Here is a 25,309-nt window from a genome sequence, read left to right on the forward strand (position 1 = left end):
TCAACCGGCCAGGACGTTGTTCAGGGTCTTGAGCAGGGTCTCTTCGTCGACCGGCTTGGTCAGGTAGTCCCTGGCGCCCTGGCGCGTACCCCAGACCTTGTCGGTTTCCTGATCCTTGGTGGTGATGATGATCACCGGGATCGCCGCGGTTTCCGGGTCCTTGGTCAACTGGCGGGTCGCCTGGAAACCGTTGAGGCCGGGCATGACGATGTCCATCAGGACCGCGTCGGGCTTTTCCTGCCGGGCCAGGGCCACGCCGTCGGCGCCGTTCTCGGCCTTGAGGACTTCATGGCCGTGCTTTTCCAGCATGCCGGTCAGTTTGTACATTTCAGTCGGCGAATCATCGACGATCAGGATGCGTGCCATGGTGTTCCCCATTTCTTATAAAGAGGGCGGCCCACCGGCCACCCGTCAATGTGCTTGTTCCACTGCCGCGAATCCCGGCACATGGGCCTTGATCGCATCCAGCAGCTCTTCCTTGCTGAAGGGCTTGGTCAAGAAGCGGTCGGAGCCGACGATGCGCCCCTTGGCCTTGTCGAACAGGCCGTCCTTGGACGACAGCATGATCACCGGCGTCGACTTGAACGCACTGTTGTTCTTGATCAGGGCGCAGGTCTGATAACCATCCAGGCGCGGCATCATGATGTCGACGAAGATGATGCCCGGATGATGATCGGCAATCTTGGCCAGCGCATCGAAACCGTCGATGGCCGTGATGACTTCGCAACCGACATGCTTGAGCAGCGTTTCGGCCGTGCGACGAATCGTCTTGGAGTCATCGATGACCATGACTTTCAAGGCTGTGGAATGCTGTTCCATATCTGCTCTACCATCGCCACAGCGACTCGTTTTCTACGGATACCCGGTTTCCGGGCGCGAAACCCTTGATGTGGAAGGATTTCGTACAGGATGCGAACCTTTTTAGCACAGTCTCCCCACGCAATCCATGAGCGGCCTCGGCGCGGCTGCCAGAGGCGGTTTTTCCTTGACCGGGAATCGGTGTAGCGCCACTCTGACGCCACTTTTTCAAGCCATCGCGGCCTTCACGGCCAACAGAGGATATAGCCCATGAGCGTTCGTCTCGGGATTGTCATGGACCCCATCGCCAGCATCTCCTATAAGAAGGACAGCTCGCTGGCCATGTTGCTGGCCGCCCAGGAGCGCGGCTGGACGCTGTTCTACATGGAACAGCAGGACCTTTATCAAGATGCTGGCGTGGCCCGGGCACGGATGAAACCCTTGAAGGTGTTCGCCAACCCCGAGCACTGGTTCGAGCTGGAAGCCGAGACCGACGCGGCCCTGAGCGATCTGGACGTGATCCTGATGCGCAAGGACCCGCCGTTCGACATGGAGTTCGTCTACTCCACCTACCTGCTGGAACAGGCCGAGCGCGCCGGCGTGCTGGTGGTGAACAAGCCCCAGAGCCTGCGCGACTGCAACGAAAAGCTGTTCGCCACCCAGTTCCCGCACTGCACGCCGCCGACCCTGGTCAGCCGTCGGGCCGATGTCCTGCGCGAATTCGCCGCCAGGCACGGTGACGTGATCCTCAAGCCGCTGGACGGCATGGGCGGCACCTCGATCTTCCGGCACCGTGTCGGCGACCCGAACCTGTCGGTGATCCTCGAGACCCTGACCGCCCTCGGCACCCAGCAGATCATGGCCCAGGCCTACCTGCCGGGGATCAAGGACGGTGACAAGCGCATCCTGATGATCGATGGCGAACCGGTGCCGTATTGCCTGGCGCGGATCCCGGCTGCCGGCGAAACCCGCGGCAACCTGGCGGCCGGCGGTCGTGGCGAAGCCCGTCCGCTGACCGACCGCGACCGCTGGATCGCTGCCCAGGTCGGCCCGACCCTGCGCGAAAAAGGCCTGCTGTTCGTCGGCCTCGACGTGATCGGCGAGCACCTGACGGAAATCAACGTCACCAGCCCTACCTGCATCCGCGAAATCGACAATGCCTTCGGCACCAATATCGGCGGCCTGCTGATGGATGCCATCGAGCAGAAGCTCAAAAGCCGTTGATGTAGAACAGCCGAGATGAAACCAACATTGCGTTATCATGCATCGCCTCTGATACGCGTGATGTTGGTTTCCTGGTCATGACACTCCCCGCCGATCTGCCCTCCGAACTCTCCCGCACCGGCGTGCGCCCGGCCGATCGGCTCGGCTTTACCTTGTTTCTCGCCGCCCTGATCCACCTGGCGCTGATCCTCGGCATCGGTTTCAGCTTCGTCGAGCCCAAGCAGATCAGCAGGACCCTGGAAATCACCCTGGCCACCTTCAAGAGCGAAACCAAGCCTGCCAAGGCCGACTTTATCGCCCAGGAAAACCAGCAGGGCAGCGGCACCCTGGACAAGAAGGCGATCCCCACCACCACCGAGGTCGCGCCGTTCCAGGACAACATCGTCAACAAAGTGACCCCGCCGCCACCGGCCAAGCAGGAAATCAAGGAAGCCGCGCCCAAGGCCGCTGTCGCCACCGTGGCGCCAAAACCCAGGAAAACCGTGACCAAACGCGAGGAAACCCGGACCGAAGTCACGCCCAAGGCCGAAACACCGACCTTCGACAGCTCGCAGCTGTCCAGCGATATCGCCAGCCTGGAGGCGGAACTGGCCAAGGAACAGCAGTTGTACGCCAAGCGCCCGCGCATCCACCGCCTCAGCGCCGCCTCGACCATGCGCGACAAAGGCGCCTGGTACAAGGACGAGTGGCGCAAGAAGGTCGAGCGGATCGGCAACCTCAACTATCCCGAGGAAGCACGGCGCCAGCAGATCTACGGCAACCTGCGGCTGATGGTCTCGATCAACCACGACGGTTCGCTGTATGAAGTGCTGGTCCTGGAATCCTCCGGCCAGCCCCTGCTGGACCAGGCGGCCCAGCGCATCGTGCGCCTGGCGGCCCCCTTCGCGCCCTTTACCGGCGACCTGTCGGATATCGACCGCCTGGAAATCATCCGCACCTGGCGTTTCGCCCGGGGAGACAAGCTGTCCAGCAACTGAGAACCCGTGAGAACCTGCAGGAAAACCTGTGGGAGGGGGCTTGCCCCCGAAGCCGTTGGCACCGGCAAGGCCCTCCGTTGAACAACAAGTCCGCGTACGCCGCTTGTCAGCTTGCCCGCCCAACGCCACACTAGGGCTCATGAAAAACCTCACCCCGACTTACCTCAAGCATCACTTCCTGATCGCCATGCCGCATATGGCCGACCCGAATTTCGCGCAGACCTTGACCTACATCGTCGAGCACACCGCGAACGGTGCCATGGGACTGGTTATCAACCGCCCACAATCGCTGAACCTGGCCGATATCCTCGAACAGTTGCGCCCGGACATCGATCCGCCCGTCCTCTGCCAGCATGTGCCGATCTACTCCGGCGGCCCGGTGCAGACCGATCGCGGCTTTGTCCTGCATCCGATCGGCAAGACCTACCAGGCCACCGTCGAACTCGAAGGCCTGGCGCTGTCGACGTCCCAGGACGTGCTGTTCGCCATCGCCGACGGCATCGGCCCGGAGCGCAGCCTGATCGCCCTCGGCTATGCCGGCTGGGAAGCCGGGCAACTGGAAGCCGAACTGGCCGATAACGCCTGGCTGACCTGCCCGTTTTCCCCGGACATCCTCTTCGAAACCGACAGCGATGCACGCCTGGCCGCCGCCGCCGCCCGGCTGGGCGTCAATCTCAGCCTGCTCACCAGCCAGGCGGGCCACGCCTGATGGCCAATATCCGCCTGCTGCTGGGCTTCGACTACGGGACCCGGCAGATCGGTGTCGCCGTCGGCCAGATGATCACCGGCCAGGCCCGCGAGCTTTGTACGCTCAAAGCGCAGAACGGCATTCCCGACTGGAACCAGGTCGAAGCCCTCATCAAGGAGTGGAAACCCGATGCCGTGGTGGTCGGCCTGCCCCTGAACATGGACGGCACCCCCAGCGAAATGTGCGCCCGGGCGGAAAAATTCGCCCGCCGGCTCAACGGTCGCTACAACGTGCCGTTCTTCACCCAGGATGAACGCCTGACCACGTTCGAGGCCAAGGGCGAGCGCATGGCCAAGGGCGGACAGAAAGGCACCTATCGCGACAACCCGGTGGACGCCATCGCCGCCAAGCTGCTGCTGCAAAGCTGGATCGAAGAAAACCCTGCACCCCCAGAATCCTGAAGGCGTTTCACGCCCCACCGTTTCAGCCCTCGCCGCGCTTGCCGGGCGGGGCCCTTGAAGGAGCCACCATGAGCCTGCCCAATCCCGCCGAACTGATCGACCAGATGGCCATCCGCCTCAAGGCCCACCTGCAACAGCGCGCCATCGACACCCCGCGCTATATCGGCATCCGCACCGGTGGCGTGTGGGTCGCGCAGGCGCTGCTCAAGGCGCTGGACAGCGATTCGCCGCTGGGCACCCTGGACGTTTCCTTCTACCGCGACGACTTCAGCCAGAACGGCCTGCACCCGCAGGTACGCCCCTCCGAGCTGCCGTTCGAGATCGAAGGCCAGCACCTGGTGCTGATCGACGATGTGCTGATGAGTGGCCGGACCATCCGCGCCGCCCTCAACGAACTGTTCGACTATGGCCGCCCGGCCAGCGTGACCCTGGTCTGCCTGCTGGACCTGGACGCCGCCGAGTTGCCGATCCGGCCGAATGTGGTGGGCGCGACCCTGTCACTGGCGCCCACGGAACGGGTAAAATTGTCCGGCCCCGCACCGCTCCAACTTGAACTTCAAGACCTGGCCCTTTAAGCACCTAAAAAGAGTCCCTTGCGATGACGCCTCCAGACGCCAAGCGCCCCCTGCAGCTCAATGATCAGGGCCAGCTGCGCCACTTCCTGTCGCTTGACGGTTTGCGCCGCGAGCTGCTGACCGAGATCCTCGATACCGCCGACTCCTTCCTCGAAGTCGGCGCCCGGGCGGTGAAGAAAGTCCCGCTGCTGCGCGGCAAGACCGTGTGCAACGTGTTCTTCGAGAACTCCACCCGTACCCGCACCACCTTCGAACTGGCGGCCCAGCGGCTGTCGGCGGACGTGATCACGCTGAACGTGTCGACCTCGTCCGCGAGCAAGGGCGAAACCCTGCTCGATACCCTGCGCAACCTCGAGGCCATGGCCGCCGACATGTTCGTGGTACGCCACGGCGACTCCGGTGCCGCGCACTTCATCGCCGAACACGTCTGCCCGCAGGTGGCGATCATCAACGGCGGCGACGGCCGCCATGCCCACCCGACCCAGGGCATGCTCGACATGCTGACCATCCGCCGGCACAAGGGCGGCTTCGAAAACCTCTCCGTGGCGATTGTCGGCGACATCCTGCACTCGCGGGTCGCGCGCTCGAACATGCTCGCGCTGAAGACCCTGGGCTGCCCGGATATCCGCGTGATCGCCCCGAAAACCCTGCTGCCGATCGGTATCGAGCAATATGGCGTGAAGGTCTACACCGACCTCGCCGAGGGCCTGAAGGATGTCGACGTGGTGATCATGCTGCGCCTGCAGCGTGAACGCATGACCGGCGGCCTGCTGCCCAGCGAAGGCGAGTTCTACCGCCTGTTCGGCCTGACCACCGCGCGCCTGGCCGGTGCCCGGCCGGACGCCATCGTGATGCACCCGGGCCCGATCAACCGCGGCGTGGAGATCGAGTCGGCGGTGGCCGACGGTCCGCGTTCGGTCATCCTCAATCAAGTCACCTACGGTATCGCCGTGCGCATGGCCGTGTTGTCCATGGCCATGAGCGGACAGACCGCCCAGCGCCAATTCGAGCAGGAGAACGCCCAGTGAAGCTCAGCATTCTCGGCGCCCGCGTCATCGATCCAAGCAGTGGCCTGGATCAAGTTACCGATCTGCACCTGGAAGCCGGCAAGATCATTGCCATCGGCGCCGCCCCGGCGGGCTTCGCCGCCAGTGAAACCATCGACGCCAAGGGCCTGGTCGCCGCCCCCGGGCTGGTGGACCTCAACGTCGCCCTGCGCGAGCCGGGCTACAGCCGCAAGGGCAGCATCGCCAGTGAAACCCGGGCCGCCGCCGCCGGTGGTGTCACCAGCCTGTGCTGCCCGCCCCGGACCAAACCGGTGCTGGACACCTCGGCCGTGGCCGAGCTGATCCTCGACCGTGCCCGCGAGGCCGGCAATACCAAGGTGTTCCCGATCGGCGCGCTGAGCAAGGGCCTCGACGGCGAGCAACTGGCAGAGCTGGTTGCCTTGCGCGATGCCGGCTGCGTGGCCTTCGGCAACGGCCTGGACAGTTTCCGCAACAGCCGCACCCTGTGCCGGGCGCTGGATTACGCGGCAACCTTCGACCTGACGGTGGTGTTCCATTCCCAGGACCATGACCTGGCCGAAGGCGGCCTGGCCCACGAAGGCGCGACCGCCAGCTTCCTAGGCTTGCCGGGGATCCCGGAAACCGCGGAAACCGTGGCACTGGCCCGCGACCTGCTGCTGGTGGAACAGACCGGCGTACGGGCGCACTTCAGCCAGCTGACCAGCGCCCGCGGCGTGGCGCTGATCGCCCAGGCGCAGGCGCGGGGCCTGCGGGTCACCGCCGATGTGGCGCTGTATCAGTTGATCCTGACCGACGAAGCGCTGATCGATTTCTCCAGCCTCTATCACGTGCAACCGCCGCTGCGCACCCGCGCCGACCGCGACGGCCTGCGCGAAGCGGTGAAATCCGGGGTGGTCCAGGCGATTTCCAGCCATCACCAGCCCCATGAGCGGGACGCCAAGCTGGCCCCGTTCGGCGCGACCGAACCGGGTATCAGCAGCGTCGAGCTGCTGCTGCCGCTGGCGTTGACCCTGGTGGAAGATGGCCTGCTGGACCTGCCGACCCTGCTCGCGCGCCTGAGCGCCGGCCCGGCCGACGCCCTGCGCCTGCCGGCGGGCAAGCTGACGGTGGGTGCGGCGGCCGACCTGGTGTTGTTCGATCCGAGCACTTCGACCGTGGCCGGCGAACACTGGCTGTCCCGCGGCGAGAACTGTCCGTTCATCGGCCACGCCTTGCCGGGAACCGTGCGCTACACGCTGATGGACGGACGGATCACCCACCAGGCCTGACACCGGAGCAGCGCTGCGGCGCAGAGGTCGATCGTTCCCACGCTCTGCGTGGGAACGCCTCTCAGGACGCTCTGCGTCCGCTTGTGTGACGCAGAGCGTCACGATCTGCACTCCCACGCGGAGCGTGGGAACGATCCTAAGCCCGACTCACAGACTCCCGGGTTCAGCCCCGCCCGCTGTTCTTCAGCGACACCTGGTCGTTCAGCGTCCAGAAGTCATACAAGACACCCAGGAAGAACAACCCGCCCGTCACCAGGTACAGCAAGCCGGTCAGCCACTTGCCCTGGTACATCCGGTGCACGCCCAGCACGCCAAGGAAGGTCAGCAGCAACCAGGCGACGTTGTAGTCCAGCGGACCCGGGGTGAAGCGCAGGTCGGCTTCACGATCCATGGCTGGAATCAGGAACACATCGATCAGCCAGCCGATACCCAGAAGACCCAGGGTAAAAAACCAGATCGTGCCGGTGATCGGCTTGCCGTAATAGAAGCGGTGAGAACCGGTAAAACCGAAAATCCACAGCAGATACCCGAGTAAAACGTTGTGGGTACTCGCTGGCGCGCCATCCTGCCGATAGCTGTTCATAAGTGACCTCTCTGAGCCCGATAGATAAATTTTTCGTCATTTCGTGTGACTTTTTTACTGTCTCAAAACATGTAACAAACTCTTGCTGAAAATGGCTGAAAGCCTTGTGGGGCCTGACTTGCGCGTGACCCACCGGTCTGTTTTCGCTGTCCCGGAGCGGTTTTGCCCCCTGTATAGAATCGACAAACGGCCTCGGAAATGACCAAAAAGCTGTTATAAAGTTGCGCGCTAACCCATATGAGCCTTGCCTAATGCGACCATTTTTCAAGACATGGCTGACCATTTGCCTTTTGATGCCACTGGCCGCCCACGCCACCAATCGTGAGCAACGTCTTCCCAACGTCAACGGTCATACCGCAAAGTCACCTGCAACCGTTGCCACGCTGTCCGAGATCAGCGTTCCCTCCGCCAAGCACCCGGGCAAGCATGCCAGCTCGCTCAAGGTGAAGCACGGCGTGGTCACCACCACGGCTGTCGCCGGAGCACCGAACGCCAAGCAGAGCAGCGCTGTGCTGAGCCGCGCGGTGAACGTGCTGGGCACCCCTTACCGCTGGGGCGGCAGCAGCCCGAGCAAGGGCTTCGACTGCAGCGGACTGGTCAAGTATGCCTTCAACGGCGTGGCCGCCGGCGACCTGCCGCGCACCTCCAACGCCATGGCCGCCGGCCACGGCCTGAAAGTCGATCGCAAGGACCTGAAGCCGGGCGACCTGCTGTTCTTCAACATCAAGAGCCGCAAGGTCAACCACGTCGCCATCTACCTGGGCAACGACCGTTTCATCCATGCCCCACGTCGCGGCAAGGCCGTGACCATCGACACGCTGAAGAAACCCTACTGGGACAGCCACTACGCGATCGCCAAGCGAGTGATCCCGAAAGAACAGAACAGCCACCTGCGGGTTGTTCAGCGCTGATCCCATGATCGTTCCCACGCTCCGCGTGGGAACGCAGCCCGTGACGCTCCGCGTCACAGATCCAGGGCGGACCCAGAGCGTCCCGTGAGATATTCCCACGCAGAGCGTGGGAACGATCAATACGCTCAATGCCTCATCACCTCGCTTACTCCGGGTTCAGGCTCAAGTCAGCCGATGTCTCGCTACCCGCGCCCTTCTCCAGCTTGATCATCAACCGCAGGTCATTGGCCGAATCCGCATAGGCCAGCGCATCGCGGTAGCTGATCGCGCCCTCCTGGTACAACACGTACAACGCCTGGTCCAGGGTCTGCATGCCCTGTTCGGTCGAGCGTTTCATCAGCGACTTGAGCTCCTTGATCTCGCCCTTGCGGATCAGGTCGGCCATCAGCGGCGTGTTCAACAGCACTTCCACCACCGCCCGCCTGCCGGTGCCGTCCCGCGTCGGAATCAGTTGCTGGGCGACGATGGCGCGCAGGTTGAGGGACAGTTCCATCCAGATCTGCGGATGCCGGTCCACCGGGAAGAAGTTGATGATCCGCTCCAGCGCCTGGTCGGCATTCGGCGCGTGCAGGGTCGCCAGGCACAGATGCCCGGTTTCCGCGAAGGACAGGGCATGGCCCATGGTTTCGCGGGTGCGGACTTCACCGATCATGATCAGGTCCGGTGCCTGGCGCAGGGTATTTTTCAGCGCCACCTCGTAGGAATCGGTATCGATGCCCACTTCGCGCTGGGTGATGATGCAGTTCTGGTGTTCGTGGATGAATTCGATGGGGTCCTCGACGGTGACGATATGACCGCTGCCCTGCTGGTTGCGGTGACCGATCATCGCCGCCAGGGACGTCGACTTGCCAGTGCCGGTGGCGCCGACGAACATCACCAGCCCGCGCTTGAGCAGCGCCAGTTGCTCGATGACCTCCGGCAGCTTCAGGTCGGCCAGTTGCGGAATCTGCGTTTCGATCCGCCGCAGCACCATGCCCGGTTGGTTGCGCTGGTAGAAGGCGCTCACGCGGAAGCGGCCGATGCCCTTGGGATGGATGGCGAAATTGCACTCGTGCAGGTGGGTGAAGTCGAGCTTCTGGCGCTCGCTCATCAGTCCGAACACCGCGTCGTGGGTCTGTTCCTGGGTCAGCGGGTTGCGGGTCACCGGCAGGATCTGGCCGTTGACCTTCAGCGACGGTGGCAGTCCCGGGGTGATAAACAGGTCGGAACCGCCCTTCTCCACCATCAGGCGCAGCAGTTTCTCGAACTCCATGAGCTTCTCCGCGTCAGTTCAGGCATTACCTGTGTGACAGCGTAGAAGCTCCAGCGTCTTCGGGCCTCACAAAAACTCGCCGGGCGGCGATCAGGCGGTTTTCGTCAGGGCCTAGAAGTTGTCGGGAATCTTTGCCTTCTCCCGGGCGTTATCGCGGGTGATCAGGCCCTTGGCCAACAGATCCTTGAGGCACATGTCCAGGGTCTGCATACCCAGGGAGCCGCCAGTCTGGATCGACGAGTACATCTGCGCCACCTTGTCCTCGCGGATCAGGTTACGGATCGCCGGGGTGCCGAGCATGATTTCATGGGCCGCGACCCGTCCGCCGCCGACCTTTTTCAGCAGGCTCTGGGAAATCACCGCCTGCAGGGATTCGGAGAGCATCGAGCGGACCATGGATTTCTCTTCCGCCGGGAACACGTCGACCACCCGGTCGATGGTCTTCGCCGCGGAGGTGGTGTGCAGCGTGCCGAACACCAGGTGGCCGGTTTCGGCGGCGGTCAGTGCCAGGCGAATGGTTTCCAGGTCGCGCATCTCGCCCACCAGGATCACATCCGGGTCTTCCCGCAGGGCCGAGCGCAGGGCGGCGGAGAAACTCTGCGTGTCGCGGTGCACTTCACGCTGGTTGACCAGGCACTTCTTCGACTCGTGGACGAATTCGATCGGGTCCTCGATGGTCAGGATATGGTGGTGCTTGTTGTTGTTCAGGTAGTCGATCATCGCCGCCAGGGTGGTCGATTTACCCGAACCGGTTGGGCCAGTCACTAGCACCAGGCCACGAGGAACCTCGGTAATCTTGCGGAACACCTCGCCCATGCCCAGGTCATTCATGGTCAGGACTTTCGACGGAATGGTCCGGAAGACCGCGCCCGCACCACGGTTCTGGTTGAAGGCGTTGACCCGGAAACGCGCCACGCCCGGCACCTCGAAGGAGAAGTCGGTTTCCAGGAACTCCTCGAAATCCTTGCGCTGGCGGTCATTCATGATGTCGTAGATCAGGTCGTGGACCTGCTTGTGGTCCAGCGCCGGCAGGTTGATCCGGCGCACGTCACCATCGACCCGGATCATCGGCGGCAGCCCGGCCGAGAGGTGCAAGTCCGACGCGCCCTGTTTGGCGCTAAAGGCCAGCAGCTCGGTGATATCCATGAGACTCCCCAATACAGGTAGAATGCCGCAGACTTTTGACCTGCTGGCGAAATTGAATGACCACGATAGCAGACAACATTGCCTCCGTTGCAGCCCGTATCAGTGCCGCCGCCCTGGCCTGTGGCCGCGATGCCGCCGATATCCACCTGCTCGCCGTGAGCAAGACCAAGCCCGCCGCGGCCGTGCGTGAAGCCCATGCCGCCGGACTGCGGGATTTCGGCGAGAACTACCTGCAGGAAGCCCTCGGCAAGCAGGCCGAATTGACCGACCTGCCCTTGTGTTGGCACTTTATCGGCCCCATTCAATCGAACAAAACTCGAGCCATTGCCGAGCATTTCGACTGGGTGCACTCCGTGGATCGCCTGAAAATCGCACAACGCCTGTCCGAACAGCGTCCGCCCGAACTGGCGCCGCTGAATATCTGCATCCAGGTCAATGTCAGCGGCGAAGCCAGCAAGTCCGGCTGCGCACCGGCCGACCTGCCGGCCCTGGTCGCGGCCATCGGCACCTTGCCGAACCTGGTCCTGCGCGGGCTGATGGCGATTCCCGAACCCACCGAAGAGCGTGCCGCACAAGACGCCGCGTTCGCCACCGTGCGGACTTTGCAAGACAGCCTGCACCTGCCGCTAGACACACTTTCCATGGGCATGAGCCACGATCTCGAATCGGCCATTGCCCAGGGCGCCACCTGGGTGCGGATCGGTACCGCGCTGTTTGGTGCCCGCGACTACGGCCAGGCCTGAAATGGCCTTACACACTCGTTCAAAGGATCCGTCATGAGCAATAATCGAATCACTTTCATCGGTGCCGGCAACATGGCGGCCAGCCTGATCGGCGGCCTGCGGGCCGAAGGTCTGGATGCCGCGCTGATTCGCGCCAGCGATCCGGGCGCCGAGACCCGCGCGCGGGTCCAGGCCGAACACGGTATCGAAGTGTTCGCCGACAACGCCGAGGCCATCGAAGGGGCCGACGTGGTGGTGCTGGCGGTCAAGCCGCAAGCCATGAAAGCCGTGTGCGAGGCCCTGCGCCCGCACCTCAAGCCCCATCAGCTGGTGGTGTCCATTGCCGCCGGCATCACCTGCGCGAGCATGAACAACTGGCTCGGCGCCCAGCCGATCGTGCGCTGCATGCCCAATACCCCGGCGCTGCTGCGCAAGGGTGTCAGCGGCCTGTTCGCCACCGGGCAGGTCTCCGCCGGGCAACGCCAGCAGGCACAGACCCTGCTGTCAGCCGTCGGCACCGCCCTGTGGCTGGACGAAGAGCAGCAACTGGACGCGGTCACCGCGGTATCCGGTAGCGGCCCGGCGTACTTCTTCCTGCTGATCGAGGCCATGACCGCCGCCGGCGAGAAACTCGGCCTGTCCCGCGAGGTCGCCACCCAGCTGAGCCAGCAGACGGCCCTGGGTGCCGCCCACATGGCTGTCGCCAGCGATGTCGACGCCGCCGAGCTGCGCCGTCGGGTGACCTCGCCGGCCGGCACCACCGAAGCCGCGATCAAGACCTTCCAGGCCGGCGGCTTCGAAGCCCTGGTAGAACAGGCGCTCGGCGCCGCCGCCCGGCGTTCGGCCGAAATGGCCGAGCAACTCGGCCAGTAATCCTCGAGGGAACACTTAATGTTTGCACTCAATAGCGCTGCCATTTTTGTCATCCAGACCCTGGGCAGCCTGTACCTGTTGGTGGTTCTGCTGCGTTTCATCCTGCAACTGGTGCGGGCGAACTTCTACAACCCGCTCTGCCAGTTCACCGTCAAGGCCACCCAGCCGCTGCTCAAGCCACTGCGCCGGATCATTCCCAGCCTCTTCGGCCTGGACATGTCCTCGCTGGTGCTGGCGATCATCGTGCAGATGCTGCTGATGGCGGTGATCCTGCTGCTGAGCTACGGCGTGACCGGCAATATCGGCTACCTGCTGATCTGGGCGATCATCGGCGTCACCTCGCTGTTCCTCAAGGTGTTCTTCTTCGCCATGATCATCAGCGTGATCCTCTCCTGGGTCGCCCCGGGCAGCCACAGTCCGGCGGCCGAACTGGTGTTCCAGATCAGCGAACCGGCCCTGGCGCCGTTCCGCAAGATCGTGCCGAACCTGGGCGGGCTGGATATCTCGCCGATCCTCGCGTTCCTGGTCATCCAGTTACTGCAGAGCTACGTGATTCCACCGCTGGCGGTGATGAGCGGCATGCCCGAGGTGTTGTTCCGGTTGATCTGACCCCACCCTGCCTCGTGGGAGCCGGCTTGCTGGCGATTGCGGTCTGACAGCCGACATCATTGTCGCCTGACGCGCCGCTATCGCCAGCAAGCCGGCTCCCACGATGTTCATACAGCCGCCAGCAGTACACACCGCGGTCTCGCTGCTTGCCGCTGATCCCCCCGCTCATTAGACTTACGCCTCATTCAAGCGTGAGCAGGGTTGATGTCCACTGTCTTTCCCCACGATTCCGTCGGGCTGGTCGTGCCGCAAACGGCACATTTCAGCGAACCCCTGGCCCTGGCCTGCGGTCGCTCCCTGCCCGCCTACGACCTGATCTACGAAACCTACGGCAGCCTCAACGCCACGGCGAGCAATGCCGTGCTGATCTGCCATGCCCTGTCCGGCCATCATCACGCGGCGGGCTATCACAGCGCCGACGAGCGCAAGCCCGGCTGGTGGGACAGTTGCATCGGTCCCGGCAAGCCCATCGACACCAACAAGTTCTTCGTCGTCAGCCTGAACAACCTCGGCGGCTGCAACGGTTCCACCGGCCCGAGCAGCCTCAACCCCGAGACCGGCAAGCCCTTCGGCGCCGACTTCCCGGTGCTGACCGTGGAAGACTGGGTCCACAGCCAGGCCCGCCTCGCCGACCGCCTGGGTATCGGCCAATGGGCCGCCGTGATCGGTGGCAGCCTGGGCGGCATGCAGGCGCTGCAATGGACCATCACCTACCCGGATCGCGTGCGCCATTGCCTGGCGATCGCCTCGGCACCGAAGCTGTCGGCACAGAACATCGCCTTCAACGAAGTGGCGCGCCAGGCGATCCTCACCGATCCGGAGTTCCACGGCGGTTCTTTCCAGGAACGCGGTGTGATCCCCAAGCGCGGCCTGATGCTGGCGCGGATGGTCGGCCATATCACCTACCTGTCCGACGACTCCATGGGCGAGAAATTCGGCCGGGGGCTCAAGAGCGAGAAGCTCAACTACGACTTCCACAGCGTCGAGTTCCAGGTCGAAAGCTACCTGCGCTACCAGGGTGAAGAGTTTTCCGGGCGCTTCGACGCCAATACCTACCTGCTGATGACCAAGGCCCTGGACTACTTCGATCCGGCGGCGAACTTCGACGACGACCTGGCGAAGACCTTCGCCAACGCCCGGGCCAAGTTCTGCGTGATGTCCTTCACCACCGACTGGCGCTTCTCCCCGGCCCGCTCGCGGGAGCTGGTCGACGCGCTGATGGCGGCGCGCAAGGACGTCTGCTACCTGGAAATCGACGCCCCGCAAGGCCACGACGCCTTCCTGATTCCGATCCCGCGTTATCTGCAGGCGTTCGGTAACTACATGAACCGAGTTGAAGTGTGAGAACGCCATGAGAGCCGACCTGGAAATCATCCAAGAGTGGATCCCCGCCGGCAGCCGCGTGCTCGACCTCGGTTGCGGCGACGGCGAACTGCTGACCTGGCTGCGCGACAACAAGCAGGTCACCGGCTACGGCCTGGAAAACGACCCGGACAACATCGCCGAGTGCGTGGCCAAGGGCATCAACGTCATCGAGCAGGACCTGGACAAGGGCCTGGGCAACTTCGCCAGCAACAGTTTCGACATCGTGGTCATGACCCAGGCCCTGCAGGCCGTGCATTACCCGGACAAGATCCTCGACGAAATGCTCCGGGTCGGCCGCCAGTGCATCATCACCTTCCCCAACTTCGGGCACTGGCGCTGCCGCTGGTACCTGGCGAGCAAGGGCCGGATGCCGGTCTCGGAATTCCTGCCGTACACCTGGTACAACACGCCGAACATCCACTTCTGCACATTCGAGGACTTTGAAGAACTGTGCCGCGAACGTGAAGCCAAGGTCATTGATCGGCTGGCCGTGGATCAACAGCACCGCCACGGGTGGGCGAGCAAGCTATGGCCTAATCTGTTAGGTGAGATCGGCATCTACCGCGTCAGCAGCCCCGGCCTGCTGGAACACCAGATCGCGGTGTGAATCACCACATTTCGAGGAGAACGATCATGGGTCGTTTAGCGTTGTTGTTAACCGCCTGCCTGAGCCTCGGCGCCATGGCGGCGGATGTCATCAAGAGCGAACGCCAGGAAACCTTCGGCGACGTGACGGTGCACTACAACACTTTCAACTCCACGTACCTGCAGCCGGACATCGCCAAGGCCGCCGAGCTGATCCGCAGCAAGAACCAGGGCGTGATCAACGTCTCGGTGATCAAGGGCGGCAAACCGTCGGTCGCCAACGTCACCGGCACGATCAAAGACCTGACCAGCAAGACCGTGACGCTGAACTTCCGCCAGGTCACCGAACAGGGCGCGATCTACTACATCGCCCAGTACCCGGTGGAGCAGCAGGAAACCCGCACCTTTGAAATCAAGGTGCAGAACGGCGACAAGGTCAACACCATCAATTTCAACCAAGAGCTTTTCCCCGGCGAATGATGAACCTCAAGCAGCTCGTATTGGCCAGCCATAACGCCGGCAAACTCAAGGAACTCCAGGCCATGCTCGGCGACTCGGTGCAACTGCGCTCGATCGGCGAGTTCAGTAGCGTCGAGCCGGAAGAGACCGGCCTGTCGTTCGTCGAGAACGCCATCCTCAAGGCCCGCAACGCCGCGCGTATTTCCGGCTTGCCGGCGCTGGCCGACGATTCCGGCCTGGCGGTGGACTTCCTCGGCGGTGCGCCGGGGATCTACTCGGCCCGCTACGCCGACGGCCAGGGCGACGCGGCGAACAACGCCAAGCTGCTGGACGCCCTCAAGGATGTCCCGCAGGCCGAGCGCGGCGCCCAGTTCGTCTGCGTCCTGGCCCTGGTGCGGCACGCCGACGATCCGCTGCCGATCCTCTGTGAAGGCCTGTGGCACGGGCGCATCCTCACCGCCGCCAGCGGCGAACACGGTTTCGGCTACGATCCGCTGTTCTGGGTGCCCGAGCGCGACTGCTCCAGCGCCGAACTGAACCCGGTGGAAAAGAACCAGCTCAGCCACCGCGCCCGCGCCATGGCCCTGCTGCGGCAACGCCTGGGCCTGAAATGACCCGGACTTCTTCCGCGCAGCCGCTGATCCATGGCGGTGCGCAACCTCCTCGGGCGGCGTTGCCGCAGTTGCCGCCCCTGGCGCTGTACATCCATATTCCCTGGTGCGTGCGCAAATGCCCGTATTGCGACTTCAACTCCCATGCCGCCAGCCCAGTGCTGCCGGAAGAAGAGTATGTCGACGCGCTGCTGGCCGACCTCGACCAGGACCTGCACGCCGCCCATGGCCGTGAACTGAGCTCGATCTTCTTCGGTGGCGGTACGCCGAGCCTGTTCAGCGCCCAGGCGCTGGGACGCCTGCTCAAGGGCGTCGAGGCGCGCATCCCGTTCGCCGGCGATATCGAAATCACCCTGGAAGCCAATCCCGGGACCTTCGAACAGGAAAAATTCGTCGCCTACCGGCAACTGGGGATCAATCGGCTGTCGATCGGCATCCAGAGTTTCCAGGAAGAAAAGCTCAAGGCCCTGGGGCGCATCCATACCGGCGGCGAAGCCGTGCGGGCGGCGGACATGGCGCGCCAGGCCGGCTTCGACAACTTCAACCTGGACCTGATGCACGGCTTGCCCGACCAGTCCCTGGAGGACGCCCTCGACGACCTGCGCCAGGCCATCGCGCTGAAGCCGACGCACCTGTCCTGGTACCAGTTGACCCTGGAGCCCAATACCGTGTTCTGGAACCAGCCGCCGACGCTGCCCGAAGACGACACTCTGTGGGATATCCAGGAAGCCGGGCAGGCCCTGCTGGCCGAGCACGGCTACGCCCAATACGAGGTCTCGGCCTATGCCCAGCCCGGACGGGCGGCGCGGCACAACCTCAATTACTGGAGCTTTGGCGACTTCATCGGCATCGGTGCCGGGGCCCACGGCAAGCTCAGCCACCCGGACGGACGCATTGTCCGTACCTGGAAAACCCGCCTGCCCAAGGACTACCTGAACCCGGCCAAGAGCTTCAAGGCCGGAGAGAAAGCCCTGGGCAACGACGAGTTGCCGTTCGAGTTCCTGATGAATGCCCTGCGGCTGACCGAGGGTGTCGATGCGGTCCTGTTTGCCCAGCGCACCGGGCTTGCCCTCGACAGCTTGAGCGAAGGGCGGGCCGAGGCAGAACAAAGCGGCCTGTTGCAGGTCGAACCCACACGCCTGGCGGCGACCGCCCGTGGCCAGCTGTTTCTCAATGACCTGCTGCAATACTTCTTGACCTAAGGAAACCCCATGGACCTGGTACTCGACCTGCTCGCCACGGTGTCACGCTGGAGCCGCAGCAACCTGTCGGAAATTTCCCTGGCACTGGTAGGCTGCCTGCTGGTGCTGTTTGGCGCGGATATCAAGGGTTGGGTCGATCAGCGCCTGGGCAGCATCGCCGGCGCCCTGCGCGTGCCGCTGATGGCGCTGCTGTGCATGATCGGCAGCGGCCTGGCCTTGATCTATGCCACGCCCTGGGTGGTACGCGGCCTGAGCCAGTTCAACAACTACAGCCTCGCGCCGGTGCTGCTGGTGGTACTGGTGCTGATCGGGGTGGTGGCGGACCGGCGCTGACTCTGAGGGTTAACGCGGTCACTGTGGGTGGCTTGCCGGCGATGAGGCCAGTGGGTTTGGCGTTGATCTTGCGGACGTCATCGCCGGCAAGCCAGTTCCCACAAAGGTTGCGCTGTGGGTGAGTGCGGGCTCCGACTCACCTCGCCGCCACGGGTCTCAGGCCAGCTTCTCGAACTTCAGGTCCCAGACCCCGTGTCCCAGGCGCTCGCCACGGCGTTCGAACTTGGTGATCGGGCGCTCGGCCGGGCGTGGTACGCATTTGCCGTCTTCGGCCAGGTTGCGGTAACCCGGCGCGACATTCATCACTTCCAGCATGTATTCGGCATAGGGCTCCCAGTCGGTGGCCATGTGCAGGATCCCGCCGACCTTCAGCTTGCTGCGCACCAGCTCGGCGAAGGAGGCCTGGACGATACGACGCTTGTGATGACGGCTCTTGTGCCACGGATCCGGAAAAAACAGCATCAGCCGGTCCAGGCTGTTGTCTGCCACGCAGCGGTTGAGCACTTCGATGGCGTCGCAGTCGTAGACCCGCAGGTTCTTCAGACCCTGGGTCAGCACGCCATTGAGCAGCGCGCCAACGCCCGGACGATGCACTTCAACGCCGATAAAGTCCTGCTCCGGCGCAGCCGCCGCCATTTCCAGCAGGGAATGGCCCATGCCGAAACCGATTTCCAGGGAACGCGGCGCGGAACGGCCGAACACCTGGTCGAAATCCACCGGCGCATCGGCCAGCGGCAGGACGAACAGTGGCGCACCCTGCTCCAGGCCCTTCTGCTGGCCTTCGGTCATGCGCCCGGCGCGCATCACGAAACTCTTGATGCGGCGGTGTTGGCGCTCTTCGCCGTCTTCCGTGGAAACTGGCGTGTCGTTCGATTCAGTCATCAAAGGCTCTTACTTGATCAGACCATCCAGCGGAGAGGAAGCGCTGGCATAGAGTTTTTTCGGCATGCGGCCGGCGAGGTAGGCCAGGCGGCCGGCAACGATGGCGTGCTTCATGGCTTCGGCCATCAGGATCGGTTGCTGGGCATGGGCGATGGCCGAGTTCATCAGCACCGCTTCGCAGCCCAGTTCCATGGCGATGGTGGCGTCGGAAGCCGTACCGACGCCGGCATCCACCAGCACGGGGATCTTCGCTTCTTCCAGGATGATCTGCAGGTTGTACGGGTTGCAGATCCCCAGACCAGTGCCGATCAGGCCGGCCAGCGGCATGACCGCGATGCAGCCGATTTCCGCCAGCTGGCGGGCGATGATCGGGTCGTCGCTGGTGTAGACCATCACGTCGAAGCCTTCCTTGACCAGCACTTCGGCGGCCTTGAGGGTTTCGATCACGTTGGGGAACAGGGTCTTCTGGTCGGCCAGGACTTCCAGCTTCACCAGGTTGTGCCCATCCAGCAGTTCACGGGCCAGGCGACAGGTGCGCACGGCCTCGATGGCATCGTAGCAACCGGCGGTGTTCGGCAGGATGGTGTAGCGATCCGGTGGCAGGATATCCAGCAGGTTCGGTTCACCCGGGTTCTGGCCCAGGTTGGTGCGGCGCACGGCCACGGTGACGATCTCGGCCCCCGAGGCCTCGATGGCCAGGCGGGTTTCTTCCATGTCGCGGTATTTGCCGGTGCCGACCAACAGGCGGGACTGGAAGGTACGGCCGGCCAGCACGAAGGGCTTGTCGCTGCGAACGGTGCTCATTCGGAAATCCTCTTGAAAGGTTGAGGGCTTGCAGGGTGGATCAGGACGCGGGACCGCAGGCGGGCTCAACCGCCACCGATGGCGTGCACCACTTCGACCTGATCGCCTTCACGCAGGGCGGTGTCGGCATGCTGGCTGCGCGGGACGATATCCAGGTTCAGCTCCACCGCTACCCGCCGCCCGGTCAGGTCGAGCCGGGTCAGCAATGCCGCGACGGTTTCGCCGTCGGGCAGTTCAAAGGATTCACCGTTCAATTGAATGCGCATGCGCCGGGCTGCCATCATTTTTAGGGGCCAGCATTCTAGCCCGATCAGTCCGGGCGACCCAAGCCATTCGTCTTGAAATGGACCCGGCAGTCAAGCCAGGCGCCAGGCGGCGAGGCCCAGGCAGAACCAGCCGAGCAGAAACGCCAGGCCGCCGAACGGGGTAATGATGCCCAGCTTGCTCACGCCGGTCAGGGTCAGCAGGTACAGGCTGCCGGAAAACAGCAGGATACCCACCGTGAACGATACGCCGGCCCAGGTCACCAGCCGCCCCGGGATATGCGTGGCCAGCAGGGCGACACCGAACAGCGCCAGGGCATGGATCAACTGGTAGCTGACGCCGGTATGGAAGATCGCCAGGTAGTCCGCGCTCAGGCGGTTCTTCAGGCCATGGGCGGCGAAGGCGCCGAGGGCGACACCGGTGAAACCGAAAAACGCGGCGAGCAGCAGAAAACCACGCAGCATGACGAACTCCATTCAGGGGGCACAGGGTCTGTATAATGGCCCGCTCCCACGCCCCGGCCAAGCCATCTCTATGCTGCGTTTTCTTTTCCGTCGCCTCACCACCGCCCTGAAGTGGTTCGCCATCGCGAGCGTACTGCTGGTGTTGCTGTTCCGCTGGGTGCCGCCACCGGGCACCGCGCTGATGGTCGAGCGCAAGATCGAATCGTGGACCGACGGCGAGCCGATCGACCTGCAACGCACCTGGAAACCCTGGGACCAGATCTCCGACGACCTCAAGGTGGCGGTGATGGCCGGCGAGGACCAGAAGTTCCCAGAGCACTGGGGCTTCGATTTCGGCGCGATCCAGGCCGCGTTCGCCCATAACGAGCGCGGCGGCTCGATCCGCGGCGCCAGTACCCTCAGCCAGCAGGTGTCGAAGAACCTGTTCCTCTGGTCCGGCCGCAGCTACCTGCGCAAGGGGCTGGAAGCCTGGTTTACCGCGCTGATCGAAGTGATGTGGCCCAAACAGCGGATTCTCGAGGTGTACCTCAACAGCGTCGAGTGGGACGAAGGCGTGTTTGGCGCCGAGGCGGCCGCACGACATCACTTTGGTATCAGCGCCGCGGCCCTGTCGCGCCAGCAGGCAAGCCTGCTGGCGGCGGTACTGCCCAATCCCCGCGAGTGGAGTGCCAGCCATCCGAGCACCTACGTGGCGCGCCGCGCCGGCTGGATTCGCCAGCAGATGAGCCAGCTGGGCGGCGATGAGTACCTGGTGGGATTGAATAACTCGCGCAGGGCGCCCTGGGCGCTGTAGCCCGGATAGGGCGGTGACTGGAAGGAGGCCTTCGCGGGCAAGCCCGCTCCCACAATGGGAAGACGCCCACATCCCCGTGGGAGCGGGCTTGCCCGCGAATGGGCCTTCAGCCGCACCACAGGACTTGACCCTTGCATACAAAAACGCCCCGATCAGATCAGGGCGTTTTTTATTGCCTTGAGTGCTTACGCGGCAATCGACAGCTTGAGCTTGTTCATCGCGCTCTTTTCCAGCTGGCGAATCCGCTCGGCGGAGACGTTGTACTTCTGCGCCAGGTCGTGCAGCGTGGCTTTATCTTCCGCCAACCAGCGCTGGTAGAGGATGTCGCGGCTACGCTCGTCCAGGACTTCCAGGGCCTCGTGCAGGTTGCTGTTGGAGTTTTCGCTCCAGTCGGCATCCTCCAGCTGGCGCGCCGGATCGTAGCGGTGGTCTTCCAGGTAGTTGGCCGGAGACTGGAACGCGCTGTCGTCGTCGGCTTCCGCCGCCGGATCGAACGCCATGTCCTGGCCGGTCAACCGGCTTTCCATCTCGCGCACTTCACGAGGCTCGACCCCGAGGCTTTCCGCCACGCGGTGGACTTCCTCGTTGTTCAACCAGGCCAGGCGTTTCTTCTGGCTGCGCAGGTTGAAGAACAGCTTGCGCTGCGCCTTGGTGGTCGCCACTTTGACGATCCGCCAGTTGCGCAGGATGAATTCGTGGATTTCCGCCTTGATCCAGTGCACGGCGAACGACACCAGGCGCACACCCATTTCCGGGTTGAACCGTTTCACGGCCTTCATCAGGCCGACGTTGCCTTCCTGGATCAGGTCAGCCTGGGCCAGACCGTAGCCGGAATAGCTACGGGCGATATGAACGACAAAACGCAGGTGGGCGAGCACCATCTGCCGAGCCGCCCCCAGATCCTGCTCATAATAGAGACTCTCGGCCAGTTCACGCTCCTGCTCCGGCGTCAGCAGTGGAATGCTGTTCACCGTATTGACGTAGGCCTCCAGGTTCGCACCCGGGACCAGCGCATAGGCAGGTTGCAAAGAAGTGGTCATACGAAAAAACCTCCGACTCACATGACTCGTGCAGTGAAGCACTGCGAAAATTGACCGGGAACCGCAGAACAAGTTCCATGAACAGCCACTACGGTCAATACCAACAAGAACACATTAATTTGACATTAATTACTTCGGCGCCAGCTCGCGAAGATGCCGTGCGACCGCAATCCAAGCACCGATATACCCCAACAGCACCGCGCCAAGCAAGAGCGACAGACCATCGGCAGACGGCACGCCCGCCAGGGCGAAATCGCTGCCGTACAGGCCGGCCAGCCCGACAACCGCCTCGTTCAGCCAGTTGAGGCCGAAAGCCAGGACGCCCCAGGAAAGAATTCCCGCGCCGAAGCCATAAAGCGCGCCCATGTACAGAAACGGCCTACGCACGTAGCTATCCGTGCCGCCCACCAGTTTAATCACTTCGATCTCGGTGCGGCGGTTTTCAATATGAAGACGAATGGTATTGCCTATCACCAAAAGTAATGCAGAAACCAGCAACACCGTCAGGCCGAAGACAAACCGGTCGCCCAGCTTGAGAATCGCCGCCAGGCGTTCGACCCAGACCAGGTCCAGCTGGGCCTGTTGCACCTTGGGCAACTCGGCCAGGCGCTGGCGCAGGGCTTCCAGCGTCGCCTTGTCGACCTCGTTCGGGGTCACCAGGACCACGCCCGGCAGCGGGTTCTGCGGCAGTTCCTTGAGCGCCTCGCCCAGCCCGGACTGCTGCTGGAACTCGTCCAGGGCCTTTTCCTTGCTGATGAACTCGGCATCCGCCACACCCGGCATGGCCTTGATCTGCTCGCTCAGGCTCTCGCCTTCCGTCGGGCTGGCGTCCAGTTGCAGGTACAGCGAAATCTGTGCCGCGCGCTGCCAGGAACCGCCCAGGCGCTCGACGTTGTTGAGCAGCAGCGACAAGCCCATCGGCAGGCTCAGGGCCACGGCCATCACCAGGCAGGTAAAGAAGCTGCCGATCGGCTGCTTGCCCAGGCGGCGCAGGCTGTCCAGCAGGCTGGCACGATGGCTTTCGATCCAGGCGTGCAGCAGGGTGCTGAAGTCCGGGCCGTCGTCTTCGTCGCGTTTCTTTTTCGGTGGCGGCTGATCGGAGGCTTTCGGGGCCACGCGTTCGGCCACTTTCGGGCTGCGGGTCGCACTCATACGCCGGCCTCCCCGTCGCCGATCAATCGGCCGCGTTGCAGGGTCAGCATGCGGTGGCGCATGCGGGCGATCAGCGCCAGGTCGTGGCTGGCGATCAGCACGCTGGTGCCGAGACGGTTGATATCCTCGAACACCCCCATGATTTCCGCCGCCAGGCGCGGGTCGAGGTTACCGGTCGGTTCATCCGCCAGCAGCAATGCCGGACGGTGCACAATGGCACGGGCAATCCCGACGCGCTGTTGCTGGCCGGTGGACAGGTCGCCGGGGTAGAGGTCGGTCTTGTCCGACAGCGCCACGCGCTCCAGGGCCGAATCCACGCGCTTGGCGACTTCAGCCTTGGACAGGCCGAGGATCTGCAGCGGCAAGGCGACATTATTGAACACCGTGCGATCGAACAGCAGCTGGTGATTCTGGAACACCACGCCGATCTGCCGGCGCAGGAACGGAATCTGCGCATTGCTGATCTGGCCCAGGTCCTGGCCGGCCAGCAGCAGCTTGCCGGTGGTCGGACGCTCCATCGCCAGCAGCAGGCGCAGCAAGGTACTTTTGCCCGCGCCGGAATGCCCGGTCACGAACAGGAATTCACCACGACGCACCCGAAAGCTCAGCTCATGCAAGCCGACGTGACCGTTCGGATAGCGTTTACCGACCTGTTCGAAACGAATCATGAACGCTCCCGCTCGGCGAAAAGGGCTTGGACAAAGGGCTCGGCTTCAAAGGTACGCAGATCGTCGATGCCTTCACCGACACCGATGTAGCGGATCGGCAGGCCAAACTGCTTGGCCAGGGCGAAGATCACCCCGCCCTTGGCGGTGCCATCGAGCTTAGTCAATGCCAGGCCGGTCAGCTGTACCGTCTGGTTGAATTGCTTGGCCTGGTTGATGGCGTTCTGCCCGGTACCGGCATCGAGCACCAGCAGCACTTCATGCGGTGCGTCGGCGTCCAGCTTGCCGATCACCCGGCGAACCTTCTTCAGTTCTTCCATCAGGTTGTCTTTGGTGTGCAGGCGACCGGCGGTATCGGCGATCAGCACATCGATGCCGCGAGCCTTGGCCGCCTGCACCGCATCGAAGATCACCGAAGCCGAATCGGCGCCGGTGTGCTGGGCGATCACCGGAATGCTGTTGCGCTCGCCCCAGACCTGCAATTGCTCCACCGCGGCGGCGCGGAAGGTATCGCCCGCCGCCAGCATGACCTTCTTGCCTTCCAGTTGCAGCTTCTTGGCCAGCTTGCCGATGGTGGTGGTCTTGCCCGCGCCATTGACGCCGACGACCAGGATCACGAAAGGCTTGTGCCGCGTGTCGATCTGCAGCGGCTGCTCGACGGGCTTGAGCATGGCGGCCAGCTCGGCCTGCAGCGACTTGTAGAGCGCATCGCTGTCGGTCAACTGCTTGCGCGCGACCTTCTGGGTCAGGCTCTGGATGATCACGCCGGTGGCTTCGACGCCGACGTCGGCGGTCAGCAGGCGGGTTTCGAGTTCTTCGAGCAGGTCATCGTCGATGGCCTTCTTGCCGAGGAACAGGCTGGCCATGCCTTCGCCAAGGCTGGCGCTGGTCTTCGACAGGCCCTGCTTGAGACGGGCAAAGAAACCGGCCTTGGTTTCCTCCGCGGCGGGCTTGACCGGCTCGGCGGCCACGGGCTCGGGAACCACCGCCAGCGCGGGGACGGGAGCTGCCAAGGGAGCGATAACCGGCGCAGGTGCTTCGACAACCGCCGGCGGCACGACAGGCGTAACCACTGGCGCAGGCGACACGACCAACGGCGTCGGCGCGACGACTTCGGCCACCGGCGGAATCGGCGGCGCGACATGCTCGGCCTGCACATCTTCCACCAGGGCCACCGGCTCTTCGGCCACGGGCAGAGTCAGCCATGGCTCGGGCGCCGCAGCGGCCTCGACCGGCGCTTGTTCGATCAGCGGCGCGACCACCGGCAACGGCTCGACGGCGACCGGGGCGGTCTCGACCAACGCTGCCGGCGCGGCTTCAGGCTGGGCTTGTGGCTGTTCGACGACGGCTTCCTGCGGCTTTTTGCGCAGCCATCCGAACAGGCTTTTTTTCTCGCCAGCCGCAGCTGGGGTCTTCTTGTCGTCGTTGGAACCAAACATGGAGGACGGCTATCTCAAGGTAGCGACGCGCCAAGGGGGCGCTTCGGCAAATAATATTCTGATGCGTAACAGACTGCTTTTTGACCAGATTGTTCGCGCGCAACACAGTATCCTAGCACCTCCTCGCCCGCCTACG

31 protein-coding genes are annotated in these 25,309 nt (G+C 63.6%); 18 read left to right on the forward strand and 13 right to left on the reverse strand.

Annotated elements, in window-relative coordinates; translation table 11 throughout:
* Complete coding sequence (gene pilH, locus HX881_RS24245) at positions 1-366, reverse strand: twitching motility response regulator PilH (RefSeq protein WP_042934830.1); 366 nt, start codon at positions 364-366, stop codon at positions 1-3.
* 45 nt (positions 367-411) lie between these two features.
* Positions 412-819: a twitching motility response regulator PilG gene (gene pilG, locus HX881_RS24250; RefSeq protein WP_017124841.1), complete on the reverse strand. Its 408-nt coding sequence runs from the start codon at positions 817-819 to the stop codon at positions 412-414.
* Positions 820-1,068: 249 nt separating this feature from the next.
* Here pilG and gshB point away from each other — a divergent pair, with 249 nt between their 5' ends.
* The 7 genes from gshB (at position 1,069) to HX881_RS24285 (ending at position 7,019) form a co-directional block, all read left to right on the forward strand.
* On the forward strand, positions 1,069-2,022 hold the full coding sequence (gene gshB / locus HX881_RS24255) for a glutathione synthase (protein WP_042934799.1): 954 nt from the start codon (positions 1,069-1,071) through the stop codon (positions 2,020-2,022).
* A 77-nt stretch (positions 2,023-2,099) separates the two neighbouring features.
* A complete protein-coding gene (locus tag HX881_RS24260; RefSeq protein ID WP_177087046.1) occupies positions 2,100-2,999 on the forward strand; it encodes an energy transducer TonB in 900 nt (299 codons plus the stop codon).
* 139 nt (positions 3,000-3,138) lie between these two features.
* Complete coding sequence (locus HX881_RS24265; protein WP_177087048.1) at positions 3,139-3,708, forward strand: YqgE/AlgH family protein; 570 nt, start codon at positions 3,139-3,141, stop codon at positions 3,706-3,708.
* Complete coding sequence (gene ruvX / locus HX881_RS24270; RefSeq protein ID WP_103032754.1) at positions 3,708-4,148, forward strand: Holliday junction resolvase RuvX; 441 nt, start codon at positions 3,708-3,710, stop codon at positions 4,146-4,148. The genes HX881_RS24265 and ruvX overlap by 1 nt, the downstream gene beginning before the upstream one ends.
* A 68-nt stretch (positions 4,149-4,216) precedes the next feature.
* Complete coding sequence (pyrR, locus tag HX881_RS24275; protein ID WP_177087050.1) at positions 4,217-4,723, forward strand: bifunctional pyr operon transcriptional regulator/uracil phosphoribosyltransferase PyrR; 507 nt, start codon at positions 4,217-4,219, stop codon at positions 4,721-4,723.
* Positions 4,724-4,746: 23 nt separating this feature from the next.
* Positions 4,747-5,751: an aspartate carbamoyltransferase catalytic subunit gene (locus tag HX881_RS24280; RefSeq protein WP_103032755.1), complete on the forward strand. Its 1,005-nt coding sequence runs from the start codon at positions 4,747-4,749 to the stop codon at positions 5,749-5,751.
* Complete coding sequence (locus HX881_RS24285; RefSeq protein ID WP_177087052.1) at positions 5,748-7,019, forward strand: dihydroorotase; 1,272 nt, start codon at positions 5,748-5,750, stop codon at positions 7,017-7,019. Before HX881_RS24280 ends, HX881_RS24285 begins: the two co-directional genes overlap by 4 nt.
* Before the next feature lie 163 nt (positions 7,020-7,182).
* On the opposite strand, the gene HX881_RS24290 is transcribed toward HX881_RS24285, so the two are convergent.
* On the reverse strand, positions 7,183-7,602 hold the full coding sequence (locus HX881_RS24290) for an NINE protein (RefSeq protein ID WP_017124850.1): 420 nt from the start codon (positions 7,600-7,602) through the stop codon (positions 7,183-7,185).
* Positions 7,603-7,853: 251 nt separating this feature from the next.
* On the opposite strand from HX881_RS24290, the gene HX881_RS24295 reads away from it, so the two are divergent.
* Positions 7,854-8,513, forward strand: coding sequence for a C40 family peptidase (locus HX881_RS24295; RefSeq protein ID WP_177087054.1), 660 nt, complete (start codon positions 7,854-7,856; stop codon positions 8,511-8,513).
* A gap of 145 nt (positions 8,514-8,658) precedes the next feature.
* Here the strand turns inward: HX881_RS24295 and HX881_RS24300 are convergent, their stop codons facing one another.
* The gene (locus HX881_RS24300) at positions 8,659-9,765 is read right to left on the reverse strand and encodes a PilT/PilU family type 4a pilus ATPase (protein WP_177087056.1); all 1,107 of its coding nucleotides are present in this window, start codon (positions 9,763-9,765) and stop codon (positions 8,659-8,661) included.
* A gap of 111 nt (positions 9,766-9,876) precedes the next feature.
* Positions 9,877-10,911, reverse strand: a complete 1,035-nt coding sequence (locus HX881_RS24305; protein ID WP_017124853.1) for a type IV pilus twitching motility protein PilT — start codon at positions 10,909-10,911, stop codon at positions 9,877-9,879.
* A 56-nt stretch (positions 10,912-10,967) separates the two neighbouring features.
* On the opposite strand from HX881_RS24305, the gene HX881_RS24310 reads away from it, so the two are divergent.
* The 9 genes from HX881_RS24310 to HX881_RS24350 all read left to right on the forward strand — a co-directional run bounded on the left by HX881_RS24310 (position 10,968) and on the right by HX881_RS24350 (position 17,670).
* Positions 10,968-11,654 (forward strand): YggS family pyridoxal phosphate-dependent enzyme, encoded by a 687-nt coding sequence (locus tag HX881_RS24310; protein ID WP_017124854.1) that lies wholly within the window; start codon positions 10,968-10,970, stop codon positions 11,652-11,654.
* A gap of 33 nt (positions 11,655-11,687) precedes the next feature.
* Positions 11,688-12,506, forward strand: coding sequence for a pyrroline-5-carboxylate reductase (proC, locus tag HX881_RS24315; protein ID WP_103032757.1), 819 nt, complete (start codon positions 11,688-11,690; stop codon positions 12,504-12,506).
* 18 nt (positions 12,507-12,524) lie between these two features.
* Entirely contained in the window at positions 12,525-13,115 is a 591-nt protein-coding gene (locus tag HX881_RS24320) for a YggT family protein (RefSeq protein ID WP_017124856.1), read from the forward strand.
* A gap of 204 nt (positions 13,116-13,319) precedes the next feature.
* Positions 13,320-14,459 carry a homoserine O-succinyltransferase MetX gene (metX, locus tag HX881_RS24325; RefSeq protein ID WP_017124857.1) on the forward strand — a complete coding sequence of 380 codons (1,140 nt, stop codon included), beginning with the start codon at positions 13,320-13,322 and terminating at the stop codon, positions 14,457-14,459.
* Positions 14,460-14,466: 7 nt separating this feature from the next.
* Positions 14,467-15,087, forward strand: coding sequence for a methionine biosynthesis protein MetW (gene metW / locus HX881_RS24330; protein ID WP_017124858.1), 621 nt, complete (start codon positions 14,467-14,469; stop codon positions 15,085-15,087).
* Between the two features lie 26 nt (positions 15,088-15,113).
* Entirely contained in the window at positions 15,114-15,545 is a 432-nt protein-coding gene (locus tag HX881_RS24335) for a DUF4426 domain-containing protein (protein WP_177087058.1), read from the forward strand.
* On the forward strand, positions 15,542-16,138 hold the full coding sequence (gene rdgB, locus HX881_RS24340) for an RdgB/HAM1 family non-canonical purine NTP pyrophosphatase (protein WP_042934810.1): 597 nt from the start codon (positions 15,542-15,544) through the stop codon (positions 16,136-16,138). The genes HX881_RS24335 and rdgB overlap by 4 nt, the downstream gene beginning before the upstream one ends.
* Positions 16,135-17,337: a radical SAM family heme chaperone HemW gene (hemW, locus tag HX881_RS24345; RefSeq protein WP_246356574.1), complete on the forward strand. Its 1,203-nt coding sequence runs from the start codon at positions 16,135-16,137 to the stop codon at positions 17,335-17,337. Before rdgB ends, hemW begins: the two co-directional genes overlap by 4 nt.
* A 9-nt stretch (positions 17,338-17,346) precedes the next feature.
* Entirely contained in the window at positions 17,347-17,670 is a 324-nt protein-coding gene (locus tag HX881_RS24350; protein WP_017124863.1) for a DUF3392 domain-containing protein, read from the forward strand.
* A 156-nt stretch (positions 17,671-17,826) separates the two neighbouring features.
* Here HX881_RS24350 and trmB read toward each other — a convergent pair whose 3' ends face one another.
* The 4 genes from trmB to HX881_RS24370 form a co-directional block, all read right to left on the reverse strand.
* Complete coding sequence (trmB, locus tag HX881_RS24355) at positions 17,827-18,552, reverse strand: tRNA (guanosine(46)-N7)-methyltransferase TrmB (RefSeq protein ID WP_103032759.1); 726 nt, start codon at positions 18,550-18,552, stop codon at positions 17,827-17,829.
* Between the two features lie 9 nt (positions 18,553-18,561).
* A complete protein-coding gene (locus tag HX881_RS24360; RefSeq protein WP_017124865.1) occupies positions 18,562-19,356 on the reverse strand; it encodes a thiazole synthase in 795 nt (264 codons plus the stop codon).
* A 65-nt stretch (positions 19,357-19,421) separates the two neighbouring features.
* Positions 19,422-19,622 (reverse strand): sulfur carrier protein ThiS, encoded by a 201-nt coding sequence (gene thiS, locus HX881_RS24365; protein WP_017124866.1) that lies wholly within the window; start codon positions 19,620-19,622, stop codon positions 19,422-19,424.
* Between the two features lie 90 nt (positions 19,623-19,712).
* Positions 19,713-20,084 (reverse strand): DUF423 domain-containing protein, encoded by a 372-nt coding sequence (locus HX881_RS24370; protein WP_177087060.1) that lies wholly within the window; start codon positions 20,082-20,084, stop codon positions 19,713-19,715.
* 70 nt (positions 20,085-20,154) lie between these two features.
* Between HX881_RS24370 and mtgA the strand changes: the two genes are divergently transcribed.
* Positions 20,155-20,877 (forward strand): monofunctional biosynthetic peptidoglycan transglycosylase, encoded by a 723-nt coding sequence (gene mtgA, locus HX881_RS24375; protein WP_017124868.1) that lies wholly within the window; start codon positions 20,155-20,157, stop codon positions 20,875-20,877.
* 185 nt (positions 20,878-21,062) lie between these two features.
* Here the strand turns inward: mtgA and rpoH are convergent, their stop codons facing one another.
* The 4 genes from rpoH to ftsY form a co-directional block, all read right to left on the reverse strand.
* Entirely contained in the window at positions 21,063-21,917 is an 855-nt protein-coding gene (gene rpoH, locus HX881_RS24380) for an RNA polymerase sigma factor RpoH (protein ID WP_017124869.1), read from the reverse strand.
* A gap of 129 nt (positions 21,918-22,046) precedes the next feature.
* Complete coding sequence (ftsX, locus tag HX881_RS24385) at positions 22,047-23,069, reverse strand: permease-like cell division protein FtsX (RefSeq protein WP_017124870.1); 1,023 nt, start codon at positions 23,067-23,069, stop codon at positions 22,047-22,049.
* Entirely contained in the window at positions 23,066-23,737 is a 672-nt protein-coding gene (ftsE, locus tag HX881_RS24390; protein WP_017124871.1) for a cell division ATP-binding protein FtsE, read from the reverse strand. The genes ftsX and ftsE overlap by 4 nt, the downstream gene beginning before the upstream one ends.
* Complete coding sequence (gene ftsY, locus HX881_RS24395) at positions 23,734-25,173, reverse strand: signal recognition particle-docking protein FtsY (protein WP_177087062.1); 1,440 nt, start codon at positions 25,171-25,173, stop codon at positions 23,734-23,736. The genes ftsE and ftsY overlap by 4 nt, the downstream gene beginning before the upstream one ends.
* Between the last annotated feature and the right edge of the window lie 136 nt (positions 25,174-25,309).

Source organism: Pseudomonas gingeri (genome assembly GCF_013386115.1).
Lineage (GTDB): Bacteria > Pseudomonadota > Gammaproteobacteria > Pseudomonadales > Pseudomonadaceae > Aquipseudomonas > Aquipseudomonas gingeri.